Here is a 26,405-nt window from a genome sequence, read left to right on the forward strand (position 1 = left end):
CACTCCAAGGCCATAGCGTGGTGGTCATGACGGTGATGGAGACCACGGGTACCAGTACCGACAGCTGCGCGGGCCCGCCGCACGTCGAGCGGCGTCCGGACGGCGAGGACAGCTACACGATCAGCGAGGTCGTCGCCTTCACCGGCCTGACCGCGCACACCCTGCGCTGGTACGAGCGCATCGGCCTGATGCCGCACATCGACCGCTCGCACACCGGCCAGCGCCGCTACAGCAACCGCGACCTCGACTGGCTCGACCTCGTCGGCAAGCTCCGCCTGACCGGGATGCCGGTCGCCGACATGGTCCGCTACGCCGAGCTGATGCGCGAGGGCGAGCACACGTACGGCGACCGCTTCGAACTTCTGGAGGCGACCCGCAGGGACGTCATCGCCAGGATCGCCGAACTGCAGGACACCCTGGCCGTCCTGGACCGGAAGATCAACTTCTACGCCACGGCCGGCCGCGCCTACGAGAAGGAGAAGGCAGGATGACCGACACCACGATCCCGACCGCACGGCTCGGCGCGGCCGGCCCCGAGGTCGGCGTCCAGGGCCTCGGCTGCATGGGCATGAGCTTCGCCTACGGCCCCTCGGACGCGAAGCAGTCACAGGCGGCCCTCGACCGCGCGTTCGACCTGGGCGTGACCCTGTACGACACGGCGGACGCGTACGGCGTCGGCGAGAACGAGCGGTTCCTGTCGCCGTTCTTCAAGGCGCACCGCGACCGGCTCGTCATCGCCACCAAGTTCGCCCTGTCGTTCCCGCCCGGCGAGCCCACCCGGCGCGTCATCCGCAACGACCGCCCGTACATCCGCCAGGCGGTGGAGGCGAGCCTGCGGCGCCTCGACATCGACGTCATCGACCTCTACTACATGCACCGCCGTGACCCGGCCGTCCCCATCGAGGACACCGTCGGCGCGATGGCGGAGCTGGTGGCCGAGGGCAAGGTGAAGCACCTCGGCCTGAGCGAGATCACGGGCGCCGAACTGCGGGCCGCCCACGCCGTCCACCCCATCGCCGCCGTCCAGTCGGAGTGGTCGCTCTTCAGCCGGGACGTCGAGATCAGCCTGGTGGGCGCCGCCGCCGACCTGGGCGTGGCGGTCGTACCGTACTCACCCCTCGGCCGCGGCTTCCTCACCGGTTCCTTCTCGAACGCCGACCAGGACCTGACAGAGGGCGACTTCCGTCGCACGCAGCCCCGCTTCACCGGTGAGAACGCGGCCGCCAACGGCGTGCTCCTGGACCCGGTACGGACGGTCGCCGAGGCACACGGAGCCTCCCTGGGCCAGATCGCCCTCGCCTGGGTCCAACAGCGCGCCCAGGTCCACGGCCTCCCGGTCATCCCCATCCCGGGCACGACCAAGCCGGGCCGCGTGGAGGAGAACACGGCGGCAACCAGGATCATCCTGACGGATGACGAGCTGTCCCTCCTGGAGCCGATCGCGGGCAAGGTGGCGGGAGACCGCTACGCGGACATGTCGTTCGCCTCTTCCAGCAGGGAGTAGAGCAAGCTTTTCAGGGGCGCGGGGAACTGCGCGACCAGCCCCCACCGGCCCGCAGTCAAAAAACTACGAGCAGCCCCCGCTACAACTCCGCCAACAACTCGGCCTTCTTCACGGCAAATTCCTCATCCGTCACGAGCCCCGACTGATGAAGCTCCCCCAGGTGCCGGATCCGCTCGGCGATATCCCCAGGATCACGCCGAGCGACCGGCACCACAGCCACAGACCGCCCCGACCGCACCGCCGCAAGCACCGCCCCCGCGAACGGCAGAGACTCGTGCACAGGCCCATACCCCAGCCCGAACACCACAGCCGCCGGATCCTGATCAACGGGCAGAAGCGACTCGGCCCCGCGCAACAGCCGTAGATGCCCCTCGAAAACCTCGGGTGACCGCCACTCGACCCCGCTCAGGTCGGCGACCGCGAAACTCTGGTCGCCGGCCTTCCACTTCGCGGACGACGCCCCCGTCCAGAACCACCGGAACGACACGGTCTTGCCGTCGAAGGACGCCTTCCCGTCGTACGCCTTGAACCGCAACGGCACCTCGGGCGCGGCCACGAGAAACCGCTCCGCCGGCTCGTCGTCCGGCTTCAGCCGCGCACGCAACTCGTCGGCGTAGTACTCGGCGAGGGTCTCGCGCTCGGCGGGCAGCACCAGCCGATAGGGATCGCAGCTCTCCTTCAGCTGACCCGCGGCCGCCTCCATCAGCGGATCGGCGCCCGGCCGGGGCTCCGCGCGGAGCACGACCGTGCCGCGCCGGCCGGGGGCGAGCGTCACCGCCTGGATCGCCTCGTAGGGGATCCGGCGTTCACCGAGCGCCTGAAATAGCTTGGGTGTTCGAATGCCACGTTCGTAGCGGATGACCACGGAGTCGGACTCGAACTCCCAGGCGGCATGAAATCCGGCCAGTACGTCACCCATGCGGCTCATCGTAGGCGGCACACGCTCCTCCGTCCCATCCCCGCGCAGACCGCACTTCCTGCTGTTTCTACGCGCGTCCGGCGGCCGAGGCGCCGGACAAACCCTCTCGGCAGGTGTCACCTTCGTGCGCGCACGTCACCGAGCGGTACGCGCCAACTCCGATGTCGGCGAAGTTGGTGAGGCTGTCGGTGCCCGCGGCGAAGTAACCGGTGTGGCCCTCCGCGTCCTTCGCGGACAGCACGCGCGCGCCGAAGGCGTTCGACACCGGGTCCTCGCCGTGCCCGAGGCCGCCGAGTTCCATGTACGGCACGTCCTGGATCCAGTCGTCGGCGTCCCGCATCGCCCACACCCGCGCGAGCGTGTGCAGGTGGGAGGCGCTCGAAGTCCGCATGCCGGGGCTGCCGGCCACCGCGATGTCGGTCACCCGGGCCGGCAGCTCGTGCGCGGCGACCCCGCACACCACCGAGCCGTAGCTGTGGCAGAACAGGGCGACCTGCGAGGTCCCGGGCAACGCCCGTACCAGTGCGTTCAGTCGTACGGCGCCTGCCTCGGCGCGTCCCGCGGTGGCCGAGTCGATGCCGAGGCCGCCGGGGGAGGTGTAGTCGGCCCAGGCGATGACCGCCGTACGCGTGCCGGTCGTGTCCGTCGCGGACTTCGCCGTGTTCTCGGCCGCGTACAGGTTCTGCGCCATGCCGACCGGTGCCGAGTAGTCCTTGCTCGTCTTCTGGAAGGTGAGCAGGTCGGTGTCGACGCCGGGGACGATGACCGAGACGCGCTGCGCGGTGTCCAGGTCGCCGAAGACCTCGGCGATCCGGCCCGAACCCTCGGGGTCGAAGGCCAGGATGTGGCGGCCCTCGGCCGTCAGCGCCTCGAAGCGGTGCATGAGGCGGCCCGCCTCCTGCTGGCCCAGCGGCGTGAGGCGGTTGTCGTGCATGCGCTTCTTCTCGACCTCGCGCTGCTGGTCGAGGGCGATGTGGTTGGCGCGGTAGCGCAGCGTGACCGGGGCGCCGTTCATGTTGCCGACCGCGAGCGGGTAGCGGTGCGCCAGACGCGTCCGCTGCTGCGCGGTGAGCGAGGCGAAGAAGCGGGCCAGCCGGGTCGGGGACGCGTCCGGGTCGGGCAGCTCGCGCCCGTCGATCCGGCCGTGCTCCCACGCGGAGAGCGAGGTCTGGAGCGCCGTTTTCCCTGGGTGGCTGCGGACCGCGGTCCAACCGGTGGTCGCCAGCATCACGAACACCACGGCCAGCGCGGCCAGTGCGCGCCAGGCGTTCAGCGTGGGGGAGGAGTCGAAGGAAGTCACTGGGAGGACACACTAGGAGAACGAGAGGGTCTCGCGTTAACCGAGTGACGGGGATCACGTTTCAGCGGTACGTGACGAGAAACTCAGTACGACTCACCTTGCGTGACTCGTCCGCCAGTTCCCGGCGAGGGCCGGTCCCACCCCGTCGAGGTAGTCGGCGGTCAGCTCGCGCATCGCCTCGATGCTGAGGTCGTCGCCCGCGATCCACATCCGCTCCACCACCCGCATCACCCCACCGAACACGGCCACCACGAGGCGTGGCCGGGGGTCCGTGTCCACGCCGAGCCCCTCGCGTTCGGCGACGATCCGCGCCAGCTCCTCCTCCAGCTCCTGCTGGCGCCGCAGATGCGCGGCGAGCAGTGCGGGCGTCGACTCGATCGCGCGGTAGGTGCGCATGTGCAGGTCCAGCGGTACGACCTGCTGGATCGCCTCGTTGATGGTGTCCCAGCTCTCCAGCACGGCCCGGCGCAGCGCCTCCAGCGGGGCCTCGTGCGGCGGGCGGGCGCGGACGGCCGTCACGAAGTGCGTCTCCGTGAGCCGGGGCACGAAGAACGCGGCCTCCTCCTTGCTCGCGAAGTAGCGGAAGAAGGTGCGCTGCGAGACGTCGACGGCCTCGGTGATCTCGTCGACCGTGGTCTGTTCGTAGCCCTTGGTCGTGAACAGTTCGAGGGCGGCGTGCAGCAGCGCGTCCCGCGTACGGGCCTTCTTGCGCTCGCGCAACGTCTCCATGCCGTTCTCCTCGCCATTGTTGACAGTCGCCGACATCTGAACCTGTTTGTCAACTGTCAGCGGCTGACATTAGCCTCGAACGCATGACTAGTCAGACCACCATCAGCGCGACGGGGCCGGGGGACAAGGCACCAGCTGCCCCGTCCGAGCCGACGCCCTCCACGGGGCTGCGCGGCCACCCGTGGTTCACCCTCATAACCGTCGCCGTCGGCGTCATGATGGTGGCCCTCGACGGCACCATCGTCGCCATCGCCAACCCGGCCATCCAGAAGGACCTCGGCGCCAGTTTCGCCGACGTCCAGTGGATCACGAACGGCTACTTCCTCGCCCTCGCGGTCTCCCTCATCACCGCGGGCAAGCTCGGTGACCGCTTCGGCCACCGCCAGACCTTCCTGATCGGCGTGAGCGGCTTCGCCCTCGCGTCCGGCGCCATCGGCCTCTCGCACAGCATCGCGTTCGTCGTCACGTTCCGGGTGCTCCAGGGTCTGTTCGGCGCGCTGCTGATGCCGGCCGCGCTCGGTCTGCTGCGGGCCACCTTCCCGGCCGAGAAGCTCAACATGGCCATCGGCCTGTGGGGCATGGTCATCGGCGCCTCCACCGCGGGCGGCCCGATCCTCGGCGGTGTCCTCGTCGAGCACGTCAACTGGCAGTCGGTATTCTTCATCAACGTGCCGGTCGGCGCCATCGCGCTGGTCCTCGGCCTGCTGATCCTCCGCGACCACCGCGCCGAGAACGCGCCGCGCTCCTTCGACATCCTCGGCATCGTGCTGCTCTCCGGCGCGATGTTCTGCCTCGTCTGGGCCCTCATCAAGGCGCCGACCTGGGGCTGGGGCTCCGGCACGACCTGGGCGTTCCTCGCCGTGTCGGTGCTGGGCTTCGCGCTGTTCGCCTACTGGGAGCAGCGGGTGAAAGAACCCCTGATCCCGCTGGGCCTGTTCCGCTCGGTCCCGCTGTCCGCGGGCGTCGTCCTGATGGTCCTGATGGCGATCGCCTTCATGGGCGGCCTGTTCTTCGTCACGTTCTACCTCCAGAACGTGCACGGCATGAGCCCGATCGACGCCGGTCTCCACCTCCTCCCGCTCACCGGCATGATGATCGTCGGCTCCCCGCTCGCCGGCGCGGCGATCACCAAGCTCGGCCCGCGCATCCCGCTGGCGGGCGGCATGGCGGCCACCGCGATCGCCATGTTCGGCATGTCCACGCTGGACTCGAACACCGGCAGTGGCGTCATGTCGATCTGGTTCGCCCTGCTGGGCCTCGGCCTCGCCCCGGTGATGGTCGGCGCGACCGAGGTCATCGTGGGCAACGCGCCGATGGAGCTCTCCGGCGTCGCCGGCGGTCTCCAGCAGGCCGCGATGCAGATCGGCGGCAGCCTCGGTACGGCCGTCCTCGGCGCGGTGATGGCCTCCCGCGTCGACAACGACCTCGCCGGCAACTGGGCCGACGCGGGCCTGCCCAAGCTCACCCAGCCCCAACTCGACGCGGCCGCCGAGGCGGTCCAGGTCGGCGTGGCCCCGATCGCCCCGAACACCCCGGAGACGATCGCCGCGAAGATCACGCAGGTCGCCCACGACACGTTCATCTCCGGCATGAGCCTGGCCTGCCTCGTCGCGGCCGGTGTAGCGGTGGTGGCGGTCTTCGTGGCGCTCCTGACCAAGCGCGGCGAGAACGCGGAGGCGGGCGCGGGCGCGGCGCACATCTGACGGCACGCATCCAACGCGCATCCAACCCTGTTCCAGGCCGATTTCGCCTATCAGGGTGACTCCACTAAAGATTCCTGGCGCCCGGTACGCGCCGCAGGTCACAGTAAGTCAAGTCCTCCGCAGGGCAGGGGGGACGGGTTGGTCTGCGGCGCGCTGCCGGAGGGGGGCAGCGCGCAAGCAGGCTTTCTTTGTGTGTACGCGGGTATCCGGTCATCGTAGGGAACTGGCCGAACCGGCATGGACGCCCAGGGAGTTGACGATGACGGGCTCTGGAACGCGCAAAACCCCCCGCTCGCGTGGCCGCATGGGGTCAGGGAGCGGGCCGGACCGCGCGACGCTCGGCATCATCGGACTGGTCTGCGCGATCGCGGGCTTCTTCACCCTGGGAATCGTCCTGGGCCCGATCGCCGTGGTCTGCGGCTGGCTGGCCATGGGCCGCCGGTGGACGGGCTCACGCCGGGCGATGGCGCTGGTGGCCCTGGTCCTGGGAGCGATCGACACGTTGGCGGCGGTCATGTGGACGTTCTTCTGAACGGGAGTTGAGCTGGGCCACGCTTGAAAGGGCGTCCTTCCGGACCGGGGCTAACGGGACAGCCCGTCCCCGACCGGTAGTGGCTCCCCCCGCCGCCGACGTCCCCGGCAGGTCCGCGACCTCCGCCCCGGAGACGGCCGTAGCGCCCATCCCGGAGACACCTCCCACCCTCACCCCGGACAACGCCGCGACCTCCACCCGCAACGCCCGCACCTCCTCCGCCAGCGCCTCGATCGCCAGCGTCTGCCGCCGCTCCTCCACGTCGTCCTTCTCGAACCGGGCGATGAACCACGTGGCGATGTTGGCGGTGACGACACCGAGCAGCGCGATGCCGGAGAGCATCAGCCCGACGGCGATCATCCGGCCCAGCCCGGTGGTCGGGGCGTGGTCGCCGTACCCCACGGTCGTCATGGTGGTGAACGACCACCACACGGCGTCACCCAACGTCCGGATGTTCCCGTGGGGCGAGTCCCGTTCCACGGACAGCACCGCGAGCGAACCGAACATCAGCAGCCCGATCACCGCGCCGGCGACATACGTCGTCAACTGGATCTGCGAGGCCATCCGGGCCCGGCGCCCGACGAGTATCAGCGTCGACACCATGCGCAGCAGCCGCAGCGGCTGAAGTATCGGCAGCACCACCGCGCACAGGTCCATCCAGTGCGTCCGCACGAACCGCCGCCGGTCCCGGGACATCGCGAGCCGCATCAGATAGTCGGTGGCGAACGCCCCCCACACGACCCACTCGACCCCCGTGCACACCGTCGTCAGCCGATGCCCGGCGGTCGAGTCCACGATCGGCACGGCGTACGCCACGGCAAAACCCACCGCAAGGCCTAACAGGGGCCGCTGAGTCCGTTGCTCCCAACGAGCTTGTGCGGATGGTTCGTTCATGACGGCATGTTAGGTGGCGGGGGAGGCCTGATGGGCCGCCCCGAAGGGGCGCCCATCAGGGGCGCGGGGAACTGCGCGACCAGCCCCCACGCACCCGCAGACGAAAAACGACTACGCGTCCCCGCCCGCCGCACCCGGATCAGCCGAGGAGACATCCAGCAACTGATACCGATCGATCGCCTGCTTCAACACAGACCGATCAACCTTCCCCTCCCGAGCCAACTCCGTCAGCACAGCCACCACGATCGACTGCGCGTCGATGTGGAAGAACCGCCGAGCCGCCCCGCGCGTGTCCGCGAACCCGAACCCATCAGCCCCCAACGACTGATAAGTCCCCGGCACCCACCGAGAAATCTGGTCAGGAACCGACCGCATCCAGTCGGAAACAGCCACGAACGGCCCCTCCGCCCCGCTCAACTTCCGCGTGACATAAGGAACGCGTTGTTCCTCCTCGGGGTGAAGCAGATTGTGCCGCTCGACATCCACCGCCTCGCGCCGCAGTTCGTTCCAGGAGGTCGCGGACCACACATCGGCCCGGACATTCCATTCCTCGGCGAGAATCCGCTGAGCCTCAAGAGCCCACGGGACCGCGACACCGGACGCCATGATCTGCGCCGGCACCGTCCCCGAAGCCCCCTGACTGATCCGGTGGACGCCCTTGAGGATGCCCTCCACGTCCACATCCGCGGGCTCGGCCGGGTGCTGGATCGGCTCGTTGTAGACGGTGAGGTAGTAGAAGACGTCCTCGCCGTGCGGGTGTTCCGCGTCCGAGCCGTACATCCGCCGCAGCCCGTCCTGCACGATGTACGCGATCTCGTACGAATACGCCGGGTCGTAGGCGACACACCCCGGGTTGGTCGACGCCAGCAACTGCGAGTGGCCGTCCGCGTGTTGCAGACCCTCACCGGTCAGAGTCGTACGCCCCGCGGTCGCGCCCAGCACGAAACCGCGCGCCAACTGGTCGGCCATCTGCCAGAACTGGTCACCGGTGCGCTGGAAACCGAACATCGAGTAGAAGACGTAGACCGGGATGAGCGGCTCGCCGTGCGTCGCGTACGCCGAACCCGCCGCGATCAGTGAAGCCGTACAGCCCGCCTCGGAGATGCCGTCGTGCAGCATCTGCCCGGTCGGCGACTCCTTGTAGGCGAGCAGGAGTTCACGGTCCACCGACTCGTACTGCTGGCCCAGCGGGTTGTAGATCTTCGCGCTCGGGAAGAACGAGTCCATGCCGAACGTGCGGTACTCGTCCGGCGCGATCAGCACGAACCGCCGGCCGATCTCCTTGTCCCGCATGAGGTCCTTGAGCAGCCGTACGAACGCCATGGTGGTGGCGATCGACTGCTGGCCCGACCCCTTCTTCACACTCGCGTACGTCTTCTCCTCGGGCAGCGCCAGCGGCTTCGAGCGGACGACACGCGTCGGGACGTAGCCGCCCAGCGCGTTGCGCCGGTCGTGCATGTACTGGATCTCCTCCGAGTTCCGGCCCGGGTGGAAGTACGGCGGCGCGCCGGACTCCAGTTCCTGGTCGGTGATCGGCAGGTGCAGCCGGTCGCGGAAGCCCTTGAGGTCGGCGACCGTCAGCTTCTTCATCTGGTGCGTGGCGTTGCGGCCCTCGAAGTTGGGGCCCAGCGTCCAGCCCTTGACCGTCTGGGCGAGGACGACGGTCGGCTGGCCCTGGTGCTGCTTGGCCGCCTCGAAGGCCGCGTAGACCTTCTGGTGGTCGTGCCCGCCGCGCCCCAGGTGCAGGATCTGGTCGTCGGTCATGTTCTCGACCATCGCGCGCAGCCGGTGGTCGTGCCCGAAGAAGTGCTCGCGGATGTACGCGCCGGTCTCCGTGGCGTACGTCTGGAACTGGCCGTCCGGCGTGGTGTTGAGCTGGTTGACCAGCACGCCGTCGCGGTCCTGGGCGAGCAGCGGGTCCCAGGTGCGGTCCCAGACCAGCTTGATGACGTTCCAGCCGGCGCCCCGGAACTGCGACTCCAGCTCCTGGATGATCTTGCCGTTGCCGCGCACCGGGCCGTCGAGCCGCTGGAGGTTGCAGTTGACGACGAAGGTCAGGTTGTCGAGGCCCTCACGCGCCGCGATCGACAGCTGGCCGAGCGACTCCGGCTCGTCCATCTCGCCGTCGCCGAGGAACGCCCACACGTGCGACCGCGACGTGTCCGCGATCCCGCGCGCCTCCATGTAGCGGTTCATCCGCGCCTGGAAGATCGCGCCGAGCGGGCCCAGGCCCATCGACACGGTCGGGAACTCCCAGAAGTCCGGCATCGACCGCGGGTGCGGGTACGAGGACAGCCCGTACGGCGCCTTCGACTTCTCCTGGCGGAACGCGTCCAGCTGCCGCTCGCTGAGCCGGTCCAGGAGGAACGCGCGGGCGTAGATGCCCGGCGAGGCGTGCCCCTGGAAGAAGATCTGGTCGCCGCCGTCGCCCTGGTCCTTGCCCCGGAAGAAGTGGTTGAAGCCCACGTCGTAGAGCGAGGCGGAGGAGGCGAACGTGGCGATGTGGCCGCCGACGCCGATGCCGGGCCGCTGCGCCCGGGACACCATCACCGCGGCGTTCCAGCGGGTCGCGTTCAGGATCTTGCGCTCGATCTCCTCGTTGCCGGGGAAGAACGGCTCGTCCTTGGTGGCGATGGTGTTGACGTAGTCCGTGCTGCGCATCTCGGGCACGGCCACGCGCTTCTCGCGGGCCCGCTCGATCAGCCGGAGCATCAGATAGCGGGCCCGCTCGCGGCCGCGCTGGTCCACGGCGGCGTCGAGCGAGTCGAGCCACTCCTGGGTCTCTTCGGGATCGAAGTCAGGAACCTGACTCGGAAGGCCGCCAATGATGATCGGATTGCGATCGGATCCGGAAGCCACGCTGTTCCTTACCTGTCAGAGGGAGCTGTGTGAGGGGGCTGTCTGAGGCCGATGGAGGACTGATGGGGGCTTAATGAGGCTTATCGGCGCTGGATTTCCATGGTTCTGCACCGTTCCCCATGGTCTACCGCAGGACGGCAATCGTCATCTCTACCGTGAGGTAACCGTGACTCGTTTAGCAAAGTCATTCGAGTCGCGTACCCTCGGAGGGTTCTCAAACGTGCAAACCGGGCAGAACGCTGTGGTGTACGTCACCGGCGGTCGCGATAGCGTGCCTGGAGTTGCGGCGACACGGCCAGGAACGTCACCGTTTCGGCGTTCCGAATCGCCGGGTACTTGCGCGATCCGGCCCGTCCGTGTGGACTACGGCCAATGCTTCGCGCACGCGCGATGCTGGACATTCATCAAGACATGATCAGGAGGCAACCCGTGAGCGCGACCGCGGACCACGCGGAGGAGCGGACGAACCCTGCCGTCAGGCTGGGGTTCCAGCCCGAGCAGGTGGTCCAGGAGATCGGCTACGACGACGACGTAGACCAGGAACTCCGCGAGGCCATTGAAGAAGTCATCGGCAGCGACCTGGTGGACGAGGACTACGACGACGTCGCCGATGCCGTGGTGCTGTGGTTCCGCGACGAGGACGGCGACCTGACCGACGTGCTGGTGGACGCCATCTCGTACGTCGAGGAGGGCGGCTCGATCCTGCTGCTGACGCCGAAGACCGGCCGTGACGGCTACGTCGAGCCCAGCGACATCTCGGAAGCCGCCACGACCGCGGGCCTTTCGGCGGCCAAGAGCGTCAGCGTGGGCAAGGACTGGAGTGGCAGCCGGCTGGTGACGCCCAAGGCAGCCAAGTCCAAGAGGTAGTCCCCGGAGGTACCTCGATCGTTGAATCCCGGACGGGCTGGCCACGCCAGCCCGTCCGTCCGCATGCGGTGATCGCTGCGTAGGGTGGTCGCAGGGTGGACTCACCCGAACAGCCCCACCGAAGGGATGCAGGACGAGATGGCGATCCAGGTCGGCGACAAGGCCCCCGATTTCGAGCTCAAGGACAACCACGGCGCGACCGTGAAGCTGTCCGACTTCCGGGGCGAGAAGAACGTGGTGCTGCTCTTCTACCCCTTCGCCTTCACCGGCGTCTGCACCGGCGAGCTGTGCTCCCTGCGCGACAACCTGCCGCAGTTCACCGACCGCGACACCCAGCTCCTCGCGGTCTCGAACGACTCCATCCACACCCTGCGCGTCTTCGCCGAGCAGGAGGGCCTGGAGTACCCGCTGCTCTCCGACTTCTGGCCGCACGGCAACACTTCGCGTGCCTACGGCGTCTTCGACGAGGACAAGGGCTGCGCCGTGCGCGGCACCTTCGTCATCGACAAGGAGGGCGTCGTGCGCTGGACGGTCGTCAACGGCCTGCCGGACGCGCGCGACCTCAACGAGTACGTGAAGGCGCTCGACAGCCTGTGATTGTTAGGTTCCAGAGCCTGCGAGGGTCGGGAACCCGTCACTAGGATCGAGACGTTGATCCGATACCGACGCACTACGGGGCATCCCCGCCCCTGGACACCAATGGAGGACTCGTGGGAGTCAGCCTCAGCAAGGGCGGCAACGTATCACTGACCAAGGAGGCCCCGGGCCTGACCGCGGTCATCGTCGGTCTGGGGTGGGACGTCCGCACCACCACCGGCACCGACTTCGACCTCGACGCCAGCGCACTGCTGCTGAACAGCGCGGGCAAGGTCGCCAGTGACGCGAACTTCGTCTTCTTCAACAACCTCAAGAGCCCCGACGGTTCCGTCGAGCACACCGGTGACAACACCACCGGCGAGGGCGAGGGCGACGACGAGGCGATCAAGGTGAACCTCGCGGCGGTCCCGGCCGACGTCGACAAGATCACCTTCCCGGTCTCGATCTACGACGCCGAGAACCGCCAGCAGTCCTTCGGCCAGGTCCGCAACGCGTTCATCCGCGTGGTGAACCAGGCCGGCGGCGCCGAGATCGCCCGCTACGACCTCTCCGAGGACGCCTCGACCGAGACCGCGATGGTCTTCGGCGAGCTCTACCGCAACGGCGCGGAGTGGAAGTTCCGCGCCATCGGCCAGGGCTACGCCTCGGGCCTGCGCGGCATCGCCCAGGACTTCGGCGTCAACGTCTGACGTCCGAAGGCCTCGCCGTCCGGCGCCGCGCGGTTCGCGTGCGGCGCCGGGGGGTCTCCCCTCCGGGGGAGTGCAGGACAACCAAAGAAGCATCGCCTCGGGGAGGACCAGCACTATGGGCGTCACGCTCGCCAAGGGGGGCAATGTCTCCCTGTCCAAGGCCGCACCGAACCTCACGAACGTCCTGATCGGCCTCGGCTGGGACGCACGCTCCACCACCGGAGCCGACTTCGACCTCGACGCCAGCGCGCTGCTGTGCAACGGCGGCCGGGTGCTGGGCGACGAGTGGTTCATCTTCTACAACCAGCTCACCAGTCCGGACGGTTCGGTGGAGCACACCGGCGACAACCTCACCGGTGAGGGCGAGGGTGACGACGAGTCGATCCTGGTCGACCTCGCCAAGGTGCCGGCCAACGTCGACAAGATCGTCTTCCCGGTCTCCATCCATGACGCCGATGTCCGCGGCCAGACCTTCGGCCAGGTCAGCAACGCCTTCATCCGCGTCGTCAACCAGGCCGACGGCGTGGAGCTGGCCCGCTACGACCTCTCCGAGGACGCCTCCACCGAGACGGCCATGATCTTCGGCGAGCTCTACCGGTACCAGGGCGAGTGGAAGTTCAGGGCGGTCGGACAGGGGTATGCGTCGGGGCTGAGGGGCATCGCCATGGACTTCGGGGTCAACGTCTCGTAAAGGCGTTATCCACACCGGCTGTCCCGGACGGCGGAGTCTCCCTCTAGACTCAGTGCTCGACGTCAAATTTTAAGTAAAGCCGAGTGCGGCGCGGGGGGAGACCCTCCCCCAGACTCCGTCTGGGGGAACCCCCAACACACGATTGGGTAGCCAGTGCTTCTGAAAACCTTCGGCTGGTCGTTCGCGGTCACCGCGCTCGGCCTTGTCGCAGCGGCGTTCTACGGGGGGTGGGAAGCCTTCGGCATCGTGGCGATCCTGGCCGTCCTGGAGATCTCGCTGTCCTTCGACAACGCGGTGGTCAACGCCGGGATCCTGAAGAAGATGTCCGCCTTCTGGCAGAAGATCTTCCTCACCATCGGTGTCCTGATCGCCGTCTTCGGCATGCGGCTGGTGTTCCCCGTCGTCATCGTCGCGGTCACCGCCAAGATCGGTCCGATCGACGCGGTCGACCTCGCGCTCAACAACAAGGACCACTACCAGCAGCTGGTCACCGACGCCCACCCGGCGATCGCGGCCTTCGGCGGCATGTTCCTGCTGATGATCTTCCTCGACTTCATCTTCGAGGACCGGGACATCCAGTGGCTGCGCTGGATCGAGCGCCCGCTCGCCAAGCTCGGCAAGGTCGACATGCTGTCGGTCTGCATCGCGCTGATCGTCCTGCTGATCACCTCGTTCACCTTCGCGGCCCACGCCCACCAGCACGGTGGCGCCCACGCCGACAAGGCCCAGACGGTCCTGATCGCCGGCATCTCCGGCCTCATCACGTACATGATCGTCGGCGGACTCTCCGGCTACTTCGAGGACAAGCTCGAAGAAGAGGAGGAGCGGGAGCACGAGGAGGAGGAAGAGGCCGCGCGCACCGGCAAGCAGCGCTCGGCGGTAGTCCTCGCCGGCCAGGCAGCGTTCTTCATGTTCCTCTACCTGGAAGTCCTCGACGCGTCCTTCTCCTTCGACGGAGTGATCGGCGCCTTCGCGATCACCAACGACATCGTCCTCATGGCCCTGGGCCTGGGCATCGGCGCGATGTACGTCCGCTCGCTGACGGTCTACCTGGTCCGCCAGGGCACCCTGGACGACTACGTCTACCTGGAGCACGGCGCGCACTACGCGATCGGCGCCCTGGCCGTGATCCTCATGGTCACCATCCAGTACCAGATCAACGAGGTCATCACCGGCCTGGTCGGCGTCATCCTGATCGGCTGGTCCTTCTGGTCCTCGGTCCGCAGGAACAAGGCCCTCGCGGAAGCCGAGGGAAAAGCAGGCTCGGACGAGAAGACTGAGGTCCCGTCCGGGGTGTGACAAGCTCCCTGGTGAGGGAACGCTTCTGTTCGGGGCGGCCGTCGAGGACATGTCCTCTGTCAGGCCGCCCCGACGGCTTTGTCATACGCAGTGTGGATGCGAACGTGGGGGCGGGAATGGGCTTCTTCGACGGAATCTGGCGGCGCGAGGCCGACTTCGACTCGGGCAGCGCGGCCAGCAACGCGATCGAACTGACCAAACGGCACCACCAGGTCTCGCTCACCAAGCAGGGCGCGGCCACCGGCAACCTCCGCGTGAACCTCACCTGGCGGATGCGGACCTCCGACATAGGCGGCCTCCAGCGCGACAGCCTCCTGCGCCACCCCTTCAAGGCGTTGAAGCCCCCGGAGGTCATGGGCCACAGCCAGAGCATGGTCAACGTAGACCTCGACCTGGGCTGCCTCTACGAACTGATGGACGGCACCAAGGGCGTGGTCCAGCCCCTCGGCGGCCTCCTCGGCGACGTCAACTCACCCCCGTACGTGAAACTCAGCGGCGACGACCGCTTCGGCTCCGCGTCCGGCGAGACGATGTACATCAACCTCGACCACCGCGACCAGATCAAGCGCCTCCTGGTCTTCGTCTACATCTACGACCAGACCCCGGCCTTCGACCGCACCCACGCGATCGTCACCCTCTACCCCAGCAACGGCCCCCGCATCGAGATAGGCCTCGACGAACGCCACCCCCAGGCCCGCTCCTGCGCGGTCGTCATGATCGAGAACGTCAAGGGCGAGCTGGTCGTCCGCCGGGAAGTGAAGTTCGTCTACGGCTTCCAGGCAGAACTGGACCGGTTGTACGGGTGGGGCTTGCAGTGGGGCCGGGGCTACAAAACCAAGGTCGAGCGCTAGTTTTTAGGGGCGCGGGGAACTGCGCGACAAGCCCCCACCGGGCGCGCACCAAACGAACTACCGCCCCCACGTCAGATGAACTGCGGCCCCTGCGGCGGCAACCGGAAGTCAGGATCCGGTGCCATCGCCGAAGGCACCGGCTGCGGATACCCATACGTCCCCGCCGGAGCCGTCTGCGGATACCCGTACGCCGGCTGGGTCGCCGGCTCCTGCGGATACCCGTACCCGGACTGCACCGGAACCGCCGGAGGCAACGGCTGTGAAACCTCCGGAACGGCCCCCGCAGCGACCCCCTCCGACTCGTCCACCGTGATCCCGAAGTCCATCGCCAGCCCACGCAACCCGTTCGCGTATCCCTCGCCCAGCGCCCGGAACTTCCACCCGTCACCCCGCCGGTACAGCTCCCCGCAGATCAGCGCGGTCTCCTCGCCCGTCTCCGGCTTGATGTCGAAATACAGCAGCGGCTCACCCTCGGCGACAGCCGCGTCGTACAGCAGGATGCGCAGCCCCTGTACGCGGTCGAAGGTGTTGTCCTCCGCCGAAGCGACCACGAGAATCCGGCCGACTTCGGGCTCGACACCGGCGAGATCTGTCTGGATCGTGTCGGTGGGGCCCTCCGCGACACGCTTCTTGCCGAGCCACCAGACCTTCCCGGAGGGGTGCCGGGGCTGGTTGTAGAAGACGAAGTCCTCGTCGGAACGCACCTGACCGGCGGGGCCGAGGAGCAGCGCGGAGGCATCCACGTCCGGGACCCCCTGCCCGGGAGTCCAGCGCAGCACGGCACGTACCGTGGTGGCTTCCAGCGGGACGTTCGACCCCTTCAGCATCGCGTGCGTCATGCGGTCATCCTGCCCTCTCGGTCCTGGTCACGACAACGTGGGGGTTCGGACACCGACACGGCCGAGTTACCTGAAGTTCATGCCCGGCGGGAACCCCTGACATGGGTTTGTACGTACTATTACCGGCCACCTATCGAAAACAATCACGAACCACAACCGGACCACGGGGGAGCTTTATGCGTCATTTCGGGCACATTGCCCCTGAGGTACGGCAGCATCTCTTCTTCCAGGAGCCGTGCGAGTTCGACGCGGACTCCCCGGCCCGGCTGCTCGCCGCGGCCCTGGGCGCCACGCTCTACAGCCCGGCCACCCGCCCCCGCCTCGCCGACGACATCGTCAAGCTGGCGGGACGCGGCGTCGTGTCGATGGTGCTCTGCCTGGAGGACTCGATCGGCGACGAGGACGTACCGGCCGCCGAGGAGAACCTGGTCCAGCAGTTCACCGAGCTGGCCGCCCGCCCGGACGCCGAGCTTCCGCTGCTGTTCGTGCGGGTCCGCGTGCCCGAGCAGATCCCCGATCTCGTCCGCCGCATGGGACCGGCCGTAGAACTGCTCTCCGGATTCGTGATGCCGAAGTTCACCGAGGAGAGCGGAACGCCCTTCCTGGAGGCGCTGGCCGCCGCGGAGGCGGCGAGCGGGCACCGGCTGTTCGGCATGCCGGTCCTGGAGTCGCCGGAGCTGCTGTACCGCGAGTCGCGCGTCGAGACCCTGGAGGGCATCTCCAGGGCGGTCGACAAGTACCGCGACCGCGTTCTCGCCCTGCGCCTCGGCGTGACGGACTTCTGCTCGTCCTACGGCCTGCGCCGGGCCTCCGACATGACGGCCTACGACGTCCAGATCGTCGCCAACGTGATCGGTGACGTGGTGAACATGCTGGGCCGCGCCGACGGCACCGGCTTCACGGTGACCGGCCCGGTGTGGGAGTACTTCCGGGTCCAGGAGCGCATGTTCAAGCCGCAGCTGCGCCGCAGCCCCTTCCTGGAGGGCAAGGCGGAGGAGCTGCGCGAGGCGCTGATCGAGCACGCGATGGACGGCCTGCTGCGCGAGATCGCCCTCGACCAGGCCAACGGGCTGCTGGGCAAGACCTGCATCCACCCCACCCACGTGCTGCCCGTGCACGCGCTGTCCGTGGTCAGCCACGAGGAGTTCTGCGACGCGCAGGACATCCTGCGGCCGGAGAGGGGCGGCGGGGGCGTGCTGCGCTCGGCGTACACGAACAAGATGAACGAGGTGAAGCCGCACCGCGCCTGGGCCGAGCGGACGATGCTGCGCGCCGAGATCTTCGGGGTCGCACGCGAGGACGTCGGCTTCGTGGAGCTGCTCGCCGCCGGAATCCCCGGCTGAATCGCAAGGGACGTATGAACAAGGCAGTGAACGACGGTGTCCGGTCGGGCGGCAACGGGGTCTGGTCGGGCAGGTGGGTCGCGGAGCGGCTCGGGGTCGAACTGCTCGGCGACCCCGAGCTGACCGACCTCCTGGGCCTGGCCCTCCGCCGCAACCCCAAGCGGGCCCACCTGCTGGTGTCGAACGTGCTCGGCAAGCACGTCCCGCAGTCCCCGTCGATCGTGTACGGCTACGGCTTCACCCTGGGCCGTAGGGTCCGCGACCTCCTCGGCCCTGACGAGTCCGCCCGGGCGGTGGTCCTCGGCTACGCGGAGACGGCGACGGGCCTCGGCCACGCGGTGGCGGACGGCATCGCCGTCGCCCCCTACCTCCACTCGACCCGCCGCCCTGTCACCGGCGTGGCCACGGCAGGCGGCTTCGAGGAGTCCCACTCCCACGCGACGTCCCACCTCCTGCTCCCCGAGAACCCCGAACTCCTCGCGGGCGAGGGCCCGTTGATCCTGGTGGACGACGAGTTCTCCACGGGCAACACGGTCCTGAACACGATCCGCGACCTGCACGAGCGTTATCCGCGAGACCGGTACGTGGTGGTCGCCCTGGTCGACATGCGTTCCTCTGCCGACGCGGGCCGCCTGGACGAGTTCGCGGCGGAGATAGGCGCGAGGGTCGACCTGGTGGCTGCGGCCTCGGGCACGGTTCGCCTGCCGGCGGGGGTGCTGGAGAAGGGGCAGGAGTTGGTGGCGCGGTACGAGTCAGGGGGTACCGGGACAGGTGGTTCGTCGTCTGCGGCGCCGTCTGGGCTGGTCGCGCAGTTCCCCGCGCCCCTGAAAACTAACCTGGACGCCGACTCCGCAGGGGCGCGGGGAACTGCGCGACCGGCCCCCACCGGCGCGCACTCGACCCACAACCGAATCACCCGAGTCGAACTCCGCTGGCCCAGAAACCTTCCCGACGGCGGACGACACGGCTTCACTCCCCAACACCGAATACGCCTCGAACGCGCCCTCCCCGCAATGGCCGCCCGCCTGGCCGAGGCACTCCCGGAAGACGCTCGCCGCGTGCACATCCTCGGGTTCGAAGAGCTGATGTACGCCCCCCTCCGCCTCGCCCGCGAGCTGGAGCAGGTCGTGGATGCCGGAGTCACCTACTCCACCACCACCCGCTCACCCGTCCTCGCGGTGGACGACCCGGGCTACGCGATACGAACCCGCCTGACCTTCCCGGCCCACGACACTCCCGCCGACGGCCCGGGCGACCGCTACGCCTACAACATCGCCGGCGCCGGTTTCGACGCGGTCGTCGCCGTGCTCGACGACACCGCCGACACCCCCGAACTCCACGCCCCGGACGGCCTGTTGGCGAGGCTCGCCGAACACACCCCGCACGTCGTCCTCGCGGTGGTGCCCTCGTACGTCCCCGAAAGGCCCCCCATGCTCCCCGACCCCCTCCGCGGCCCCGCCTTCTCCTCGTACGCGTCGGAAGAGGTCGGCTGGCTGCTCCAGGACCTCTCGGACGTGACGCTGGAGGCGCCGACCGAGGAGCGCGAGGAGGCCATCCAGAGCGGCGGCGCGCACTACGCGGAGTCGCTGCCGGTGGAGTACCAGCCGAGCGAGCACTACCAACAGCTGTTCCACACCGCCCTGGACGAGGCTGCCGGACGACTCGCGCTGGCCGTGGGCGCCGTCACCGAACTCGTCCTCGCCGAACGCTCCCCCCACCCCGTCCTCGTCTCGCTCGCCCGCGCCGGCACCCCCGTAGGCGTCCTGATGCGCCGCTGGGCCCAGCACCGCCACGGTCTCGACCTCCCGCACTACGCCGTGTCGATCGTGCGCGGCCGGGGCATCGACGCCAACGCGCTCCGCTGGCTCGCCGCCCACCACGACCCCGCCGACGTCGTGTTCGTCGACGGCTGGACCGGCAAGGGCGCCATCACCCGTGAACTCGCCGACGCGGTCAGGGAGTTCGAGGAGTCCGACGGCATCACCGGCTTCGACCCGGAGATCGCGGTGCTCGCCGACCCCGGTTCCTGCGTGAAGACATACGGCACCCGCGAGGACTTCCTCATCCCCTCCGCCTGCCTCAACTCGACCGTGTCGGGCCTGATTTCGCGTACGGTGCTCCGCTCGGACCTGGTCGGCCCGCACGACTTCCACGGCGCCAAGTTCTACCGCGAACTCGCCGGCGCGGACGTCTCGGTGGACTTCCTGGACGCCGTGGCCGCCCGCTTCCCGGAGGTGTCGGACGCGGTGACCGTCCTCGCCAAGGAACTGCTCGCCGCCGACCGCACCCCAACCTGGGAGGGCTGGGCGGCAGTTGAGCGGATCAGTGAGGAGTACGGCATCCACGACGTGAACCTCGTCAAGCCCGGCGTCGGCGAGACCACCCGGGTGCTGCTGCGCCGGGTGCCCTGGAAGATCCTCGCGCGAGCCGGTGCGGGCGCCGACCTCGACCACGTCAGACTGCTCGCCGAGCAGCGGGGGGTGCCCGTCGAGGAGGTGGCCGAACTGCCGTACACCTGCGTGGGGTTGATCCACCCCAAGTACACGCGCGGTGCGACCGGCGCCGACGGCAAGGCGGTGGCGGTCTGATGCCGGTACTCGTCGCCAGTGACCTCGACCGTACGCTCATCTACTCCGCGGCGGCCCTCGCCCTGACGATGCCGGACGCGCGGGCGCCCCGGCTGCTCTGCGTCGAGGTGCACGAGAGCAAGCCGTTGTCCTTCATGACGGAGACGTCGGCCGCACTGCTCACTCAACTCGGCGAACTCGGTGACGCGGCCGTCTTCGTCCCGACCACCACCCGCACCCGCAAGCAGTACCAGCGCATCAACCTGCCCGGCCCGGAACCGAAGTTCGCGATCTGCGCCAACGGCGGCCACCTCCTCGTCGACGGCGTCACCGACGAGGACTGGCACGCCCAGGTCCAGGCGAAGCTGGCCGCCGAGTGCGCCCCGCTGGAGGAGGTCCGGCAGTACCTCGCCGACACCGCCGACCCGGCCTGGGTCCGCAAACACCGCATCGCCGAGGACCTCTTCGCCTACCTCGTAGTGGAGCGCGAGTTGCTCCCCGAGGAATGGGTCAAGGAGCTGGCGGTCTGGGCGGAGAACCGAGGCTGGACGGTGTCGTTGCAGGGCCGCAAGATCTACGCCGTCCCGAAGCCCCTCACCAAGAGCGCGGCCATGCGAGAGGTGGCCCACCGCACCAACGCCACCCTGACCCTGGCAGCCGGCGACTCCCTACTCGACGCCGACCTGCTCCTCGCCGCAGACAAGGGCTGGCGCCCGGGCCACGGTGAACTGGCAGACGAGGCGTGGACGGCCCCCAACATCACGGCGCTACCAGAGCGAGGCGTCCAGGCAGGCGAACGGATCCTCTACGAGTTCCTGAGGGCGATGCCGTAGGGGCGCGGGGAACTGCGCGCCCAGCCCCCACGCACCCGCACCCGACAACGCACAGGCTTCGCCTAGCCGCAGCACCCGCCCCCACAACAACCGCCGCCCCCGCCGCCCCCTCCGGCCGCGGGCGCAGAGGACGTACCCCCCACCGCCACAGCCGACAGCAGCTTCACGGTGTCGCCGTGCCCCGCAGGGCAATCCGCCGGCGCGGACGACTCCGCCATGGGCCGACTCAGTTCGAACGTAGATCCGCACGTGCGGCAGCGGTACTCGTAGCGAGGCATGGCCTCAGGCTAACCCCCACCTCACATGAGTACGGCACCTTCTTTTTTCATGAAGGTTTCGGCTGTGTCCTGTTCTGTCGTTTTCTTATATGGAGAACTTGCGAAGACCACTGGTAATTTGAGGGCGCCGCGTGATCTGTGAGGCCGGGGGGAACCGGGATTTGCAGTCGTGTTCATGGCAACCATTTCAGACCCTCGTACGTCAATGCGTCTGCCTGTGCGAGCAATAGGAGTGCGGAGGGGAGTCGCGTCGTGACCGACGAGGGGGAGGGGGAGGAGCGCCAGGCACCGGACGAGACCATGCAGTTGAAGCTCCCCGCCGGGTTCCGGCCGGACGAGACCATGCAGCTGCGGTTGTCCGACCTGGAGATACCGGAGGCGTCGGAGATACCCGAGGGGGAGACGAAACCGGTCCGGCACCGGGGCCGCAAGGCCTACCGCGCGTCCCTCCACAGCCGTCTCTCCCGCCTCGCCGCAGTCCTCCGCACCCGCTTCGCCCTTGTCGCCGCCCGCCTCGCCCCGGCCGTGATCTTCCTCACGCCGTACGTCCGCAAGTTGCGCCCGATGTACCCGCGCCCCGGCCGTACGGACTGGCGCCGCTGGATACCCTCCTGGCGGCAGTCGGTCGGGGGTGTCCTGGCCGCCGTAGGACTCAGCGGAATGTTCCTGGTCGTGGCCTACGCGACCACCGACATCCCCTCGAACCTCAACACGTACGCCACCCAGCAGGACAACGTGTACTTCTGGTCCGACGGGACGCCCATGGCGCGGACCGGCTGGGTGCAGCGGCAGGCGATGCCGCTGAAGGACATCCCGACCGACGTCCGCTGGGCCGTGCTCGCCGCGGAGAACGAGAGCTTCTACAGCGACCCCGGCATCTCCATGAAGGGCATCGCCCGTGCCCTCTACCGCACGGTCGGTGAGGGGGACACCGAGGGCGGCTCGACGATCACCCAGCAGTACGTGAAGAACGTCTACCTGACGCAGAACCAGACGGTGAGCCGCAAGTTCACCGAGGCGATGATCTCCCTCAAGCTCGACAACAAGATGAGCAAGGACAAGATCCTTGAGGGCTATCTCAACACCAGCTGGTTCGGCCGCGGCACCTACGGCCTCCAGCGCGCCTCGCAGGCGTACTACGGCAAGGACGTCAGCCAGCTCAACGCGAGCCAAGGCGCCTTCCTGGCCTCGCTGTTGAAGGGTGCGGGCCTCTACGACCCGACGCTCAGCAAGGCCAACCACGCCCGGGCGGTGGCCCGTTGGTCGTGGATCCTCGACCGTATGGTGAAGATCGGCAAGCTGTCGCCGGCCGAGCGCGCGAAGTACAAGACCTTCCCCGAGCCGCTCAATCAGTCGAAGACCTACGACACCGGCAAGCAGAGCGACTACCTGGTCGAACTGGCCACGCAGTACGTGAAGAAGACCGCGCACATCTCGGACAAGGACTTCGACCTCGGCGGCTACCAGATCTACACGACGTTCGACCGCAAGCGGGAGACCGAGCTGACGGACGCCGTGAACAAGGCCCGCAAGGACGCGCGGAAGAAGAACGCCGACACGGCGAAGACCGCGCACTACGGCGCCTCCTCGGTGGCCTCCGACGGCCGGATCCTCGCCGTCTACGGCGGCCCCGACCACCGTAAGCAGGGCTACAACGACTCCAACTCGACCACTGTGCCCGCGGGTTCGGCCTTCGAGCCGTTCGTCTACGCCGCCGCCCTGGAGCACGGGGTCACCAAGACCCGTGGCAGACCGCCGACTTCGGTCACCCCGGACACGCTGTACGACGGGGACGACGCCGTGCCGGTCACCACACCCGAGGGGCCGTACTGGGACCGCAGCGGCAAGAAGGTCGCCGCGCACAACGACGGCAACAAGTCCTACGGGCAGATCAGTCTGCGCCAGGCCCTCGCCCAGTCCGTGAACACCCCGTTCATGCAGCTCGGCATGGACACGGGCCTGACGACCGTACGGAAGACCGCCGAGGACGCGGGCCTGCTCTCCTCCAGCTTCGGGGCACAGGTGCCCGCGCTGTCGCTGGGGAACGCGACGCCCAGCGCCTTGCGGATGGCGAGCGCGTACGGCACGTTCGACGCCGGGGGCCTCCACACCGAGCCGTACTCGGTCCGCCGTATCACCCGTAACGGTGCCGCGGTCGCCGTGGAGCGGCCGGAGCCGGTCCGGGCGATGAGCAAGACCACCGCGAGCGAGGTGACGGACGCGCTCACGGACTCCTTCGGCTTCGCACACCCCAGCGCCGCCAAGGCCGCCAGAACCGAGGTGGCGGGCAAGACCGGCACCACGCAGGACGACACCGCGGCCTGGTACGTCGGGACGGCCGAGTCCGTGTCGACCGCCGTCGTCGTCTACCGCATCGACCTGAGCAAGAGCCTCGAACCTCTGCCGCTGAAGGGAGTTTCCGGCACGCCAGTCACCGACGTCCCCTACGGCATCTGGTCGAGAGCCATGACCCCGCTCGGCTGACCACCGCAGCGAAACCGCCACCTCCTCGCAGAATGAGCCGCCCATGAAGCCTCGGACGAAGGCACCGTCCGGCCGCCGCCGCCGAGCCCCTGAACCGCGCCGTCGTACCCCGAAGCCGGGGTTCCTCACCCTGGCCGTGTTCCTTGTCGTCGCCTCGCTGGTGACCGGGTATCTGGCGTTGAACCGGGACAACACGGCGCCCACCGCGTCGGCCGGCAAGACCGCCGAGCCCAAGTCGACCAAGGAACCTGCCTGGGACGGCAAGACGCAGGTGCTGGGGGACGGCTCGACCTCGTACACGGGGCCGCAGAAGGACCAGTTGAAGGCCGTGCCGCTCAAGCCCGGTGAGAAACCACCCCAGTTCGTGGTCTTCTCCTGGGACGGCGCGTTGCAGGGGGACGACAAACTCTTCTCGCACTACCGGGAGATGGCGAAGGAGTACAACGCGCACATGACCTTCTTCCTCACGGGCATCTATCTGCTGCCCAAGAGCAAGAGGGACCTGTACCACCCGCCGATGCACCCGGTGGGCTCGGCCGCGATCGACTTCCCCACCGACCAGCACATCCGGGACACCCTGGAGCAACTCCGCCTGGCCTACGAGCAGGGCAACGACATCGGCACCCACTTCAACGGCCACTTCTGCGAGGCCAAGGGCGGCGGTGACTGGAGCGTCGCGCAGTGGAAGAGCGAGATCGACCAGTTCTTCTCCTTCGTCGAGAACTGGAAGACGAACACCGGCTACACCGACATCCCGGCCCTGCCCTTCGACTTCAAGAAGGAGGTCGTCGGCGGCCGCGCCCCCTGCCTGGAGGGCCAGCCCAACCTCCTGAAGGCGCTGAAGGGTTACGGCTGGCGCTACGACGCCAGCTCCCCGGGCGACTTCCAGATATGGCCCACCAAGAAGGACGGCCTCTGGGACTTCCCGCTCGAACTCCTCCCCTACGGGGACAACATCCAGGCCCTGTCGATGGACTTCAACTTCCTCTACAACCAGTCGGGCGGCGCCACCCAGGGCGACCCCACGAAGTTCGCCGACTGGGAGAAGAAGACCGTCGACTCGTACATGGCCGGCTTCAACCGCGTCTACTACGGCAGTCGGGCGCCCCTGTTCATCGGGAACCACTTCGAGAACTGGAACGACAGCATCTACATGAAGGCCATCGACCAGATCATCCCGAGGATCTGCACGAAGAAGGGCGTCAAGTGCGTCTCCTTCAGGGAGCTTTCGGACTGGATGGACGTTCAGTCGCCCCAGACTTTGCAGCAGTTGCGCAGCTTGGACCCCGCTCAGTCGCCCGACTGGTCGACGGTGGTCAAGTGACCTCTCGGGACTGGTGAACTGACCAAGTGCAACCCCCTTCACAGGAGCCACACATGGCGTGCGAAGATGCCCTCGCCCGGTAGGCGTACCGGCGTAGAGGGGAACACCATTGAAATCCAGAAAACTGAGCCGTAAGCGGAGCCGTACGGCCATAATCTCGGCGGCCGCCGCCTCGGTCGTCGCCGGCGTCGCCCTCGTGCCCAACTGGAGCGCGGGCGCTGCCGTCGTCGACGACCCGACCGTGAACGCCGCGACCAAGGCGACCTTCCAGAAGCTGGCCGACGCGGTCTTCACCGACCGCACCCAGGCGCTCGTCCACGGGGCCACGACGAAGCAGAGCACCTCGCGCTTCTCCGGCGACGTCCGTCTCTCCAGCACCCAGTCGCGCGACGAGAAGTCGGCGCTGAGCCAGCTGCGCGGCCGCCAGAGCAGCATCGCGAAGCTCGGCGAGACGTACCGCACGGGCGCCACCAAGGTCACGCTGGACGCGACCCGGGTGACCGGCCGTACCGCGAAGGCCGACGTCACCGAGACGACGACGCTGACGTACGCGAAGGCCACGGGGAACGAGCCGAAGACCACCGGCTTCCAGGCCCACCACGAGCTGACCTTCAAGGCCGACCAGCAGGGCACCTGGCAGCTGTCGAACATCCAGGACACGGACACCGGCGGCCTCGCCGTCAACACGGTGGCCAAGCCCGCGGTCAAGGCGTCGCCCGCCCCGGCCGACGACGGCAACACCACGCCGGACGCGCCGCGCGCGGCCACCACCCGCAACCCGGTGGCGGTCCCGAAGACGAGCACGACGTACGACTACAAGGCGATGGCGACGTACGCCGAGAAGTACTGGAACGTCTACAACACCGCCTACCCGGACTTCAACGGCCACGCGGACGGCGGCGACTGCACCAACTTCGTCAGCCAGTCCCTGAAGGCCGGCGGCTGGAAGCACGTCCCGGGCTACGTGTACGACTACACGAAGTGGTTCGGCACCGCCGACATCCAGTCGGACTCCTTCGTCGGCGTCAACGAGTGGTCCTGGTTCGCGCAGAACTCCAAGCGCACCACCCCGCTCGCGAACGTCTACCAGCTGGAGGTCGGCGACGTCCTCCAGATGGACTTCGACCGCGACGGCGCCAAGGACCACACGATGATCGTGACGGCCAAGAGCAACGGCGTCCCGTACGTCACATACCACTCGAACAACACCCTGCGCAGGTCGGTGGCGAGCCTCATCGCGTCGTACCCGAACGCGTACTACTACGCCTACCGCACCTGAGGTCCGTAGTCCCGCACGGCTTCA

22 protein-coding genes and 1 pseudogene are annotated in these 26,405 nt (G+C 68.3%); 16 read left to right on the plus strand and 7 right to left on the minus strand.

What is annotated here, in order from left to right:
- The first annotated feature begins 26 nt into the window (after positions 1 to 26).
- Together OG194_RS32730 and OG194_RS32735 are read left to right on the plus strand one after the other, a co-directional pair.
- Positions 27 to 491 (plus strand): MerR family transcriptional regulator, encoded by a 465-nt coding sequence (locus OG194_RS32730; protein WP_327404369.1) that lies wholly within the window; start codon positions 27 to 29, stop codon positions 489 to 491.
- Positions 488 to 1,504: an aldo/keto reductase gene (locus tag OG194_RS32735; RefSeq protein ID WP_327404370.1), complete on the plus strand. Its 1,017-nt coding sequence runs from the start codon at positions 488 to 490 to the stop codon at positions 1,502 to 1,504. The genes OG194_RS32730 and OG194_RS32735 overlap by 4 nt, the downstream gene beginning before the upstream one ends.
- Positions 1,505 to 1,583: 79 nt before the next feature.
- On the opposite strand, the gene OG194_RS32740 is transcribed toward OG194_RS32735, so the two are convergent.
- The 3 genes from OG194_RS32740 to OG194_RS32750 all read right to left on the minus strand — a co-directional run bounded on the left by OG194_RS32740 (position 1,584) and on the right by OG194_RS32750 (position 4,488).
- A complete protein-coding gene (locus OG194_RS32740; RefSeq protein ID WP_327407292.1) occupies positions 1,584 to 2,432 on the minus strand; it encodes a DUF4429 domain-containing protein in 849 nt (282 codons plus the stop codon).
- A gap of 58 nt (positions 2,433 to 2,490) precedes the next feature.
- On the minus strand, positions 2,491 to 3,723 hold the full coding sequence (locus OG194_RS32745; protein WP_327404371.1) for an alpha/beta hydrolase: 1,233 nt from the start codon (positions 3,721 to 3,723) through the stop codon (positions 2,491 to 2,493).
- 93 nt (positions 3,724 to 3,816) lie between these two features.
- On the minus strand, positions 3,817 to 4,488 hold the full coding sequence (locus tag OG194_RS32750; protein ID WP_327404372.1) for a TetR family transcriptional regulator: 672 nt from the start codon (positions 4,486 to 4,488) through the stop codon (positions 3,817 to 3,819).
- Between the two features lie 47 nt (positions 4,489 to 4,535).
- On the opposite strand from OG194_RS32750, the gene OG194_RS32755 reads away from it, so the two are divergent.
- A complete protein-coding gene (locus OG194_RS32755) occupies positions 4,536 to 6,155 on the plus strand; it encodes an MFS transporter (RefSeq protein ID WP_327404373.1) in 1,620 nt (539 codons plus the stop codon).
- 259 nt (positions 6,156 to 6,414) lie between these two features.
- On the plus strand, positions 6,415 to 6,687 hold the full coding sequence (locus tag OG194_RS32760) for a DUF4190 domain-containing protein (protein ID WP_327404374.1): 273 nt from the start codon (positions 6,415 to 6,417) through the stop codon (positions 6,685 to 6,687).
- A 162-nt stretch (positions 6,688 to 6,849) separates the two neighbouring features.
- On the opposite strand, the pseudogene OG194_RS32765 reads toward OG194_RS32760, so the two are convergent.
- Together OG194_RS32765 and aceE are read right to left on the minus strand one after the other, a co-directional pair.
- A pseudogene (locus OG194_RS32765) lies at positions 6,850 to 7,581 on the minus strand (potassium channel family protein); the annotation flags it as partial.
- 111 nt (positions 7,582 to 7,692) lie between these two features.
- Entirely contained in the window at positions 7,693 to 10,440 is a 2,748-nt protein-coding gene (aceE, locus tag OG194_RS32770) for a pyruvate dehydrogenase (acetyl-transferring), homodimeric type (RefSeq protein ID WP_327404375.1), read from the minus strand.
- Positions 10,441 to 10,869: 429 nt separating this feature from the next.
- Here aceE and OG194_RS32775 point away from each other — a divergent pair, with 429 nt between their 5' ends.
- From OG194_RS32775 to OG194_RS32800, 6 genes are all read left to right on the plus strand, one after another.
- A complete protein-coding gene (locus OG194_RS32775; protein WP_019060358.1) occupies positions 10,870 to 11,307 on the plus strand; it encodes a DUF3052 domain-containing protein in 438 nt (145 codons plus the stop codon).
- Between the two features lie 138 nt (positions 11,308 to 11,445).
- Positions 11,446 to 11,904, plus strand: coding sequence for a peroxiredoxin (locus OG194_RS32780; protein WP_318016088.1), 459 nt, complete (start codon positions 11,446 to 11,448; stop codon positions 11,902 to 11,904).
- A gap of 113 nt (positions 11,905 to 12,017) precedes the next feature.
- Positions 12,018 to 12,593 (plus strand): TerD family protein, encoded by a 576-nt coding sequence (locus tag OG194_RS32785; protein ID WP_019060360.1) that lies wholly within the window; start codon positions 12,018 to 12,020, stop codon positions 12,591 to 12,593.
- Between the two features lie 115 nt (positions 12,594 to 12,708).
- Positions 12,709 to 13,284 carry a TerD family protein gene (locus OG194_RS32790; protein WP_327404376.1) on the plus strand — a complete coding sequence of 192 codons (576 nt, stop codon included), beginning with the start codon at positions 12,709 to 12,711 and terminating at the stop codon, positions 13,282 to 13,284.
- Between the two features lie 153 nt (positions 13,285 to 13,437).
- Entirely contained in the window at positions 13,438 to 14,583 is a 1,146-nt protein-coding gene (locus tag OG194_RS32795) for a DUF475 domain-containing protein (protein ID WP_318016087.1), read from the plus strand.
- Positions 14,584 to 14,699: 116 nt separating this feature from the next.
- Complete coding sequence (locus OG194_RS32800; protein WP_327407293.1) at positions 14,700 to 15,434, plus strand: TerD family protein; 735 nt, start codon at positions 14,700 to 14,702, stop codon at positions 15,432 to 15,434.
- A 71-nt stretch (positions 15,435 to 15,505) separates the two neighbouring features.
- On the opposite strand, the gene OG194_RS32805 is transcribed toward OG194_RS32800, so the two are convergent.
- Entirely contained in the window at positions 15,506 to 16,273 is a 768-nt protein-coding gene (locus OG194_RS32805; RefSeq protein WP_327404377.1) for a TerD family protein, read from the minus strand.
- Positions 16,274 to 16,449: 176 nt separating this feature from the next.
- Between OG194_RS32805 and OG194_RS32810 the strand changes: the two genes are divergently transcribed.
- The 3 genes from OG194_RS32810 to OG194_RS32820 are packed head-to-tail and all read left to right on the plus strand — an operon-like array spanning position 16,450 to position 21,016.
- Positions 16,450 to 17,616, plus strand: coding sequence for an HpcH/HpaI aldolase/citrate lyase family protein (locus OG194_RS32810; protein ID WP_327404378.1), 1,167 nt, complete (start codon positions 16,450 to 16,452; stop codon positions 17,614 to 17,616).
- Positions 17,617 to 17,630: 14 nt separating this feature from the next.
- On the plus strand, positions 17,631 to 20,204 hold the full coding sequence (locus OG194_RS32815) for a phosphoribosyltransferase (protein ID WP_327404379.1): 2,574 nt from the start codon (positions 17,631 to 17,633) through the stop codon (positions 20,202 to 20,204).
- Positions 20,204 to 21,016: an HAD family hydrolase gene (locus OG194_RS32820; protein WP_327404380.1), complete on the plus strand. Its 813-nt coding sequence runs from the start codon at positions 20,204 to 20,206 to the stop codon at positions 21,014 to 21,016. Before OG194_RS32815 ends, OG194_RS32820 begins: the two co-directional genes overlap by 1 nt.
- Before the next feature lie 62 nt (positions 21,017 to 21,078).
- Here the strand turns inward: OG194_RS32820 and OG194_RS32825 are convergent, their stop codons facing one another.
- Positions 21,079 to 21,294, minus strand: coding sequence for an FmdB family zinc ribbon protein (locus tag OG194_RS32825; RefSeq protein ID WP_327404381.1), 216 nt, complete (start codon positions 21,292 to 21,294; stop codon positions 21,079 to 21,081).
- A gap of 300 nt (positions 21,295 to 21,594) precedes the next feature.
- Between OG194_RS32825 and OG194_RS32830 the strand changes: the two genes are divergently transcribed.
- From OG194_RS32830 to OG194_RS32840, 3 genes are all read left to right on the plus strand, one after another.
- Positions 21,595 to 23,778 (plus strand): transglycosylase domain-containing protein, encoded by a 2,184-nt coding sequence (locus OG194_RS32830; protein ID WP_327407294.1) that lies wholly within the window; start codon positions 21,595 to 21,597, stop codon positions 23,776 to 23,778.
- A gap of 43 nt (positions 23,779 to 23,821) precedes the next feature.
- Positions 23,822 to 25,102 carry a hypothetical protein gene (locus OG194_RS32835; RefSeq protein WP_327404382.1) on the plus strand — a complete coding sequence of 427 codons (1,281 nt, stop codon included), beginning with the start codon at positions 23,822 to 23,824 and terminating at the stop codon, positions 25,100 to 25,102.
- Between the two features lie 109 nt (positions 25,103 to 25,211).
- Positions 25,212 to 26,381 carry an amidase domain-containing protein gene (locus OG194_RS32840; RefSeq protein WP_327404383.1) on the plus strand — a complete coding sequence of 390 codons (1,170 nt, stop codon included), beginning with the start codon at positions 25,212 to 25,214 and terminating at the stop codon, positions 26,379 to 26,381.
- The last annotated feature ends 24 nt before the right edge of the window (positions 26,382 to 26,405 follow it).

The sequence above is a fragment of the Streptomyces sp. NBC_01288 genome (assembly GCF_035982055.1).
Classification (GTDB): Bacteria; Actinomycetota; Actinomycetes; order Streptomycetales; family Streptomycetaceae; genus Streptomyces.

Excerpts from the sequence above, each read along its gene's own strand:
- OG194_RS32790 (WP_327404376.1), top strand. The coding sequence starts at position 12,709 with ATGGGCGTCACGCTCGCCAAGGGGGGCAATGTCTCCCTGTCCAAGGCC.
- OG194_RS32835 (WP_327404382.1), top strand. The coding sequence starts at position 23,822 with ATGAAGCCTCGGACGAAGGCACCGTCCGGCCGCCGCCGCCGAGCCCCT.
- OG194_RS32825 (WP_327404381.1), bottom strand. The coding sequence starts at position 21,294 with ATGCCTCGCTACGAGTACCGCTGCCGCACGTGCGGATCTACGTTCGAA.
- OG194_RS32800 (WP_327407293.1), top strand. The coding sequence starts at position 14,700 with ATGGGCTTCTTCGACGGAATCTGGCGGCGCGAGGCCGACTTCGACTCG.
- OG194_RS32730 (WP_327404369.1), top strand. The coding sequence starts at position 27 with ATGACGGTGATGGAGACCACGGGTACCAGTACCGACAGCTGCGCGGGC.
- OG194_RS32780 (WP_318016088.1), top strand. The coding sequence starts at position 11,446 with ATGGCGATCCAGGTCGGCGACAAGGCCCCCGATTTCGAGCTCAAGGAC.
- OG194_RS32740 (WP_327407292.1), bottom strand. The coding sequence starts at position 2,432 with ATGAGCCGCATGGGTGACGTACTGGCCGGATTTCATGCCGCCTGGGAG.
- OG194_RS32750 (WP_327404372.1), bottom strand. The coding sequence starts at position 4,488 with ATGTCGGCGACTGTCAACAATGGCGAGGAGAACGGCATGGAGACGTTG.
- OG194_RS32815 (WP_327404379.1), top strand. The coding sequence starts at position 17,631 with ATGAACAAGGCAGTGAACGACGGTGTCCGGTCGGGCGGCAACGGGGTC.
- OG194_RS32830 (WP_327407294.1), top strand. The coding sequence starts at position 21,595 with ATGCAGTTGAAGCTCCCCGCCGGGTTCCGGCCGGACGAGACCATGCAG.
- OG194_RS32760 (WP_327404374.1), top strand. The coding sequence starts at position 6,415 with ATGACGGGCTCTGGAACGCGCAAAACCCCCCGCTCGCGTGGCCGCATG.
- OG194_RS32805 (WP_327404377.1), bottom strand. The coding sequence starts at position 16,273 with ATGACGCACGCGATGCTGAAGGGGTCGAACGTCCCGCTGGAAGCCACC.
- OG194_RS32820 (WP_327404380.1), top strand. The coding sequence starts at position 20,204 with ATGCCGGTACTCGTCGCCAGTGACCTCGACCGTACGCTCATCTACTCC.
- OG194_RS32735 (WP_327404370.1), top strand. The coding sequence starts at position 488 with ATGACCGACACCACGATCCCGACCGCACGGCTCGGCGCGGCCGGCCCC.
- OG194_RS32810 (WP_327404378.1), top strand. The coding sequence starts at position 16,450 with ATGCGTCATTTCGGGCACATTGCCCCTGAGGTACGGCAGCATCTCTTC.
- OG194_RS32755 (WP_327404373.1), top strand. The coding sequence starts at position 4,536 with ATGACTAGTCAGACCACCATCAGCGCGACGGGGCCGGGGGACAAGGCA.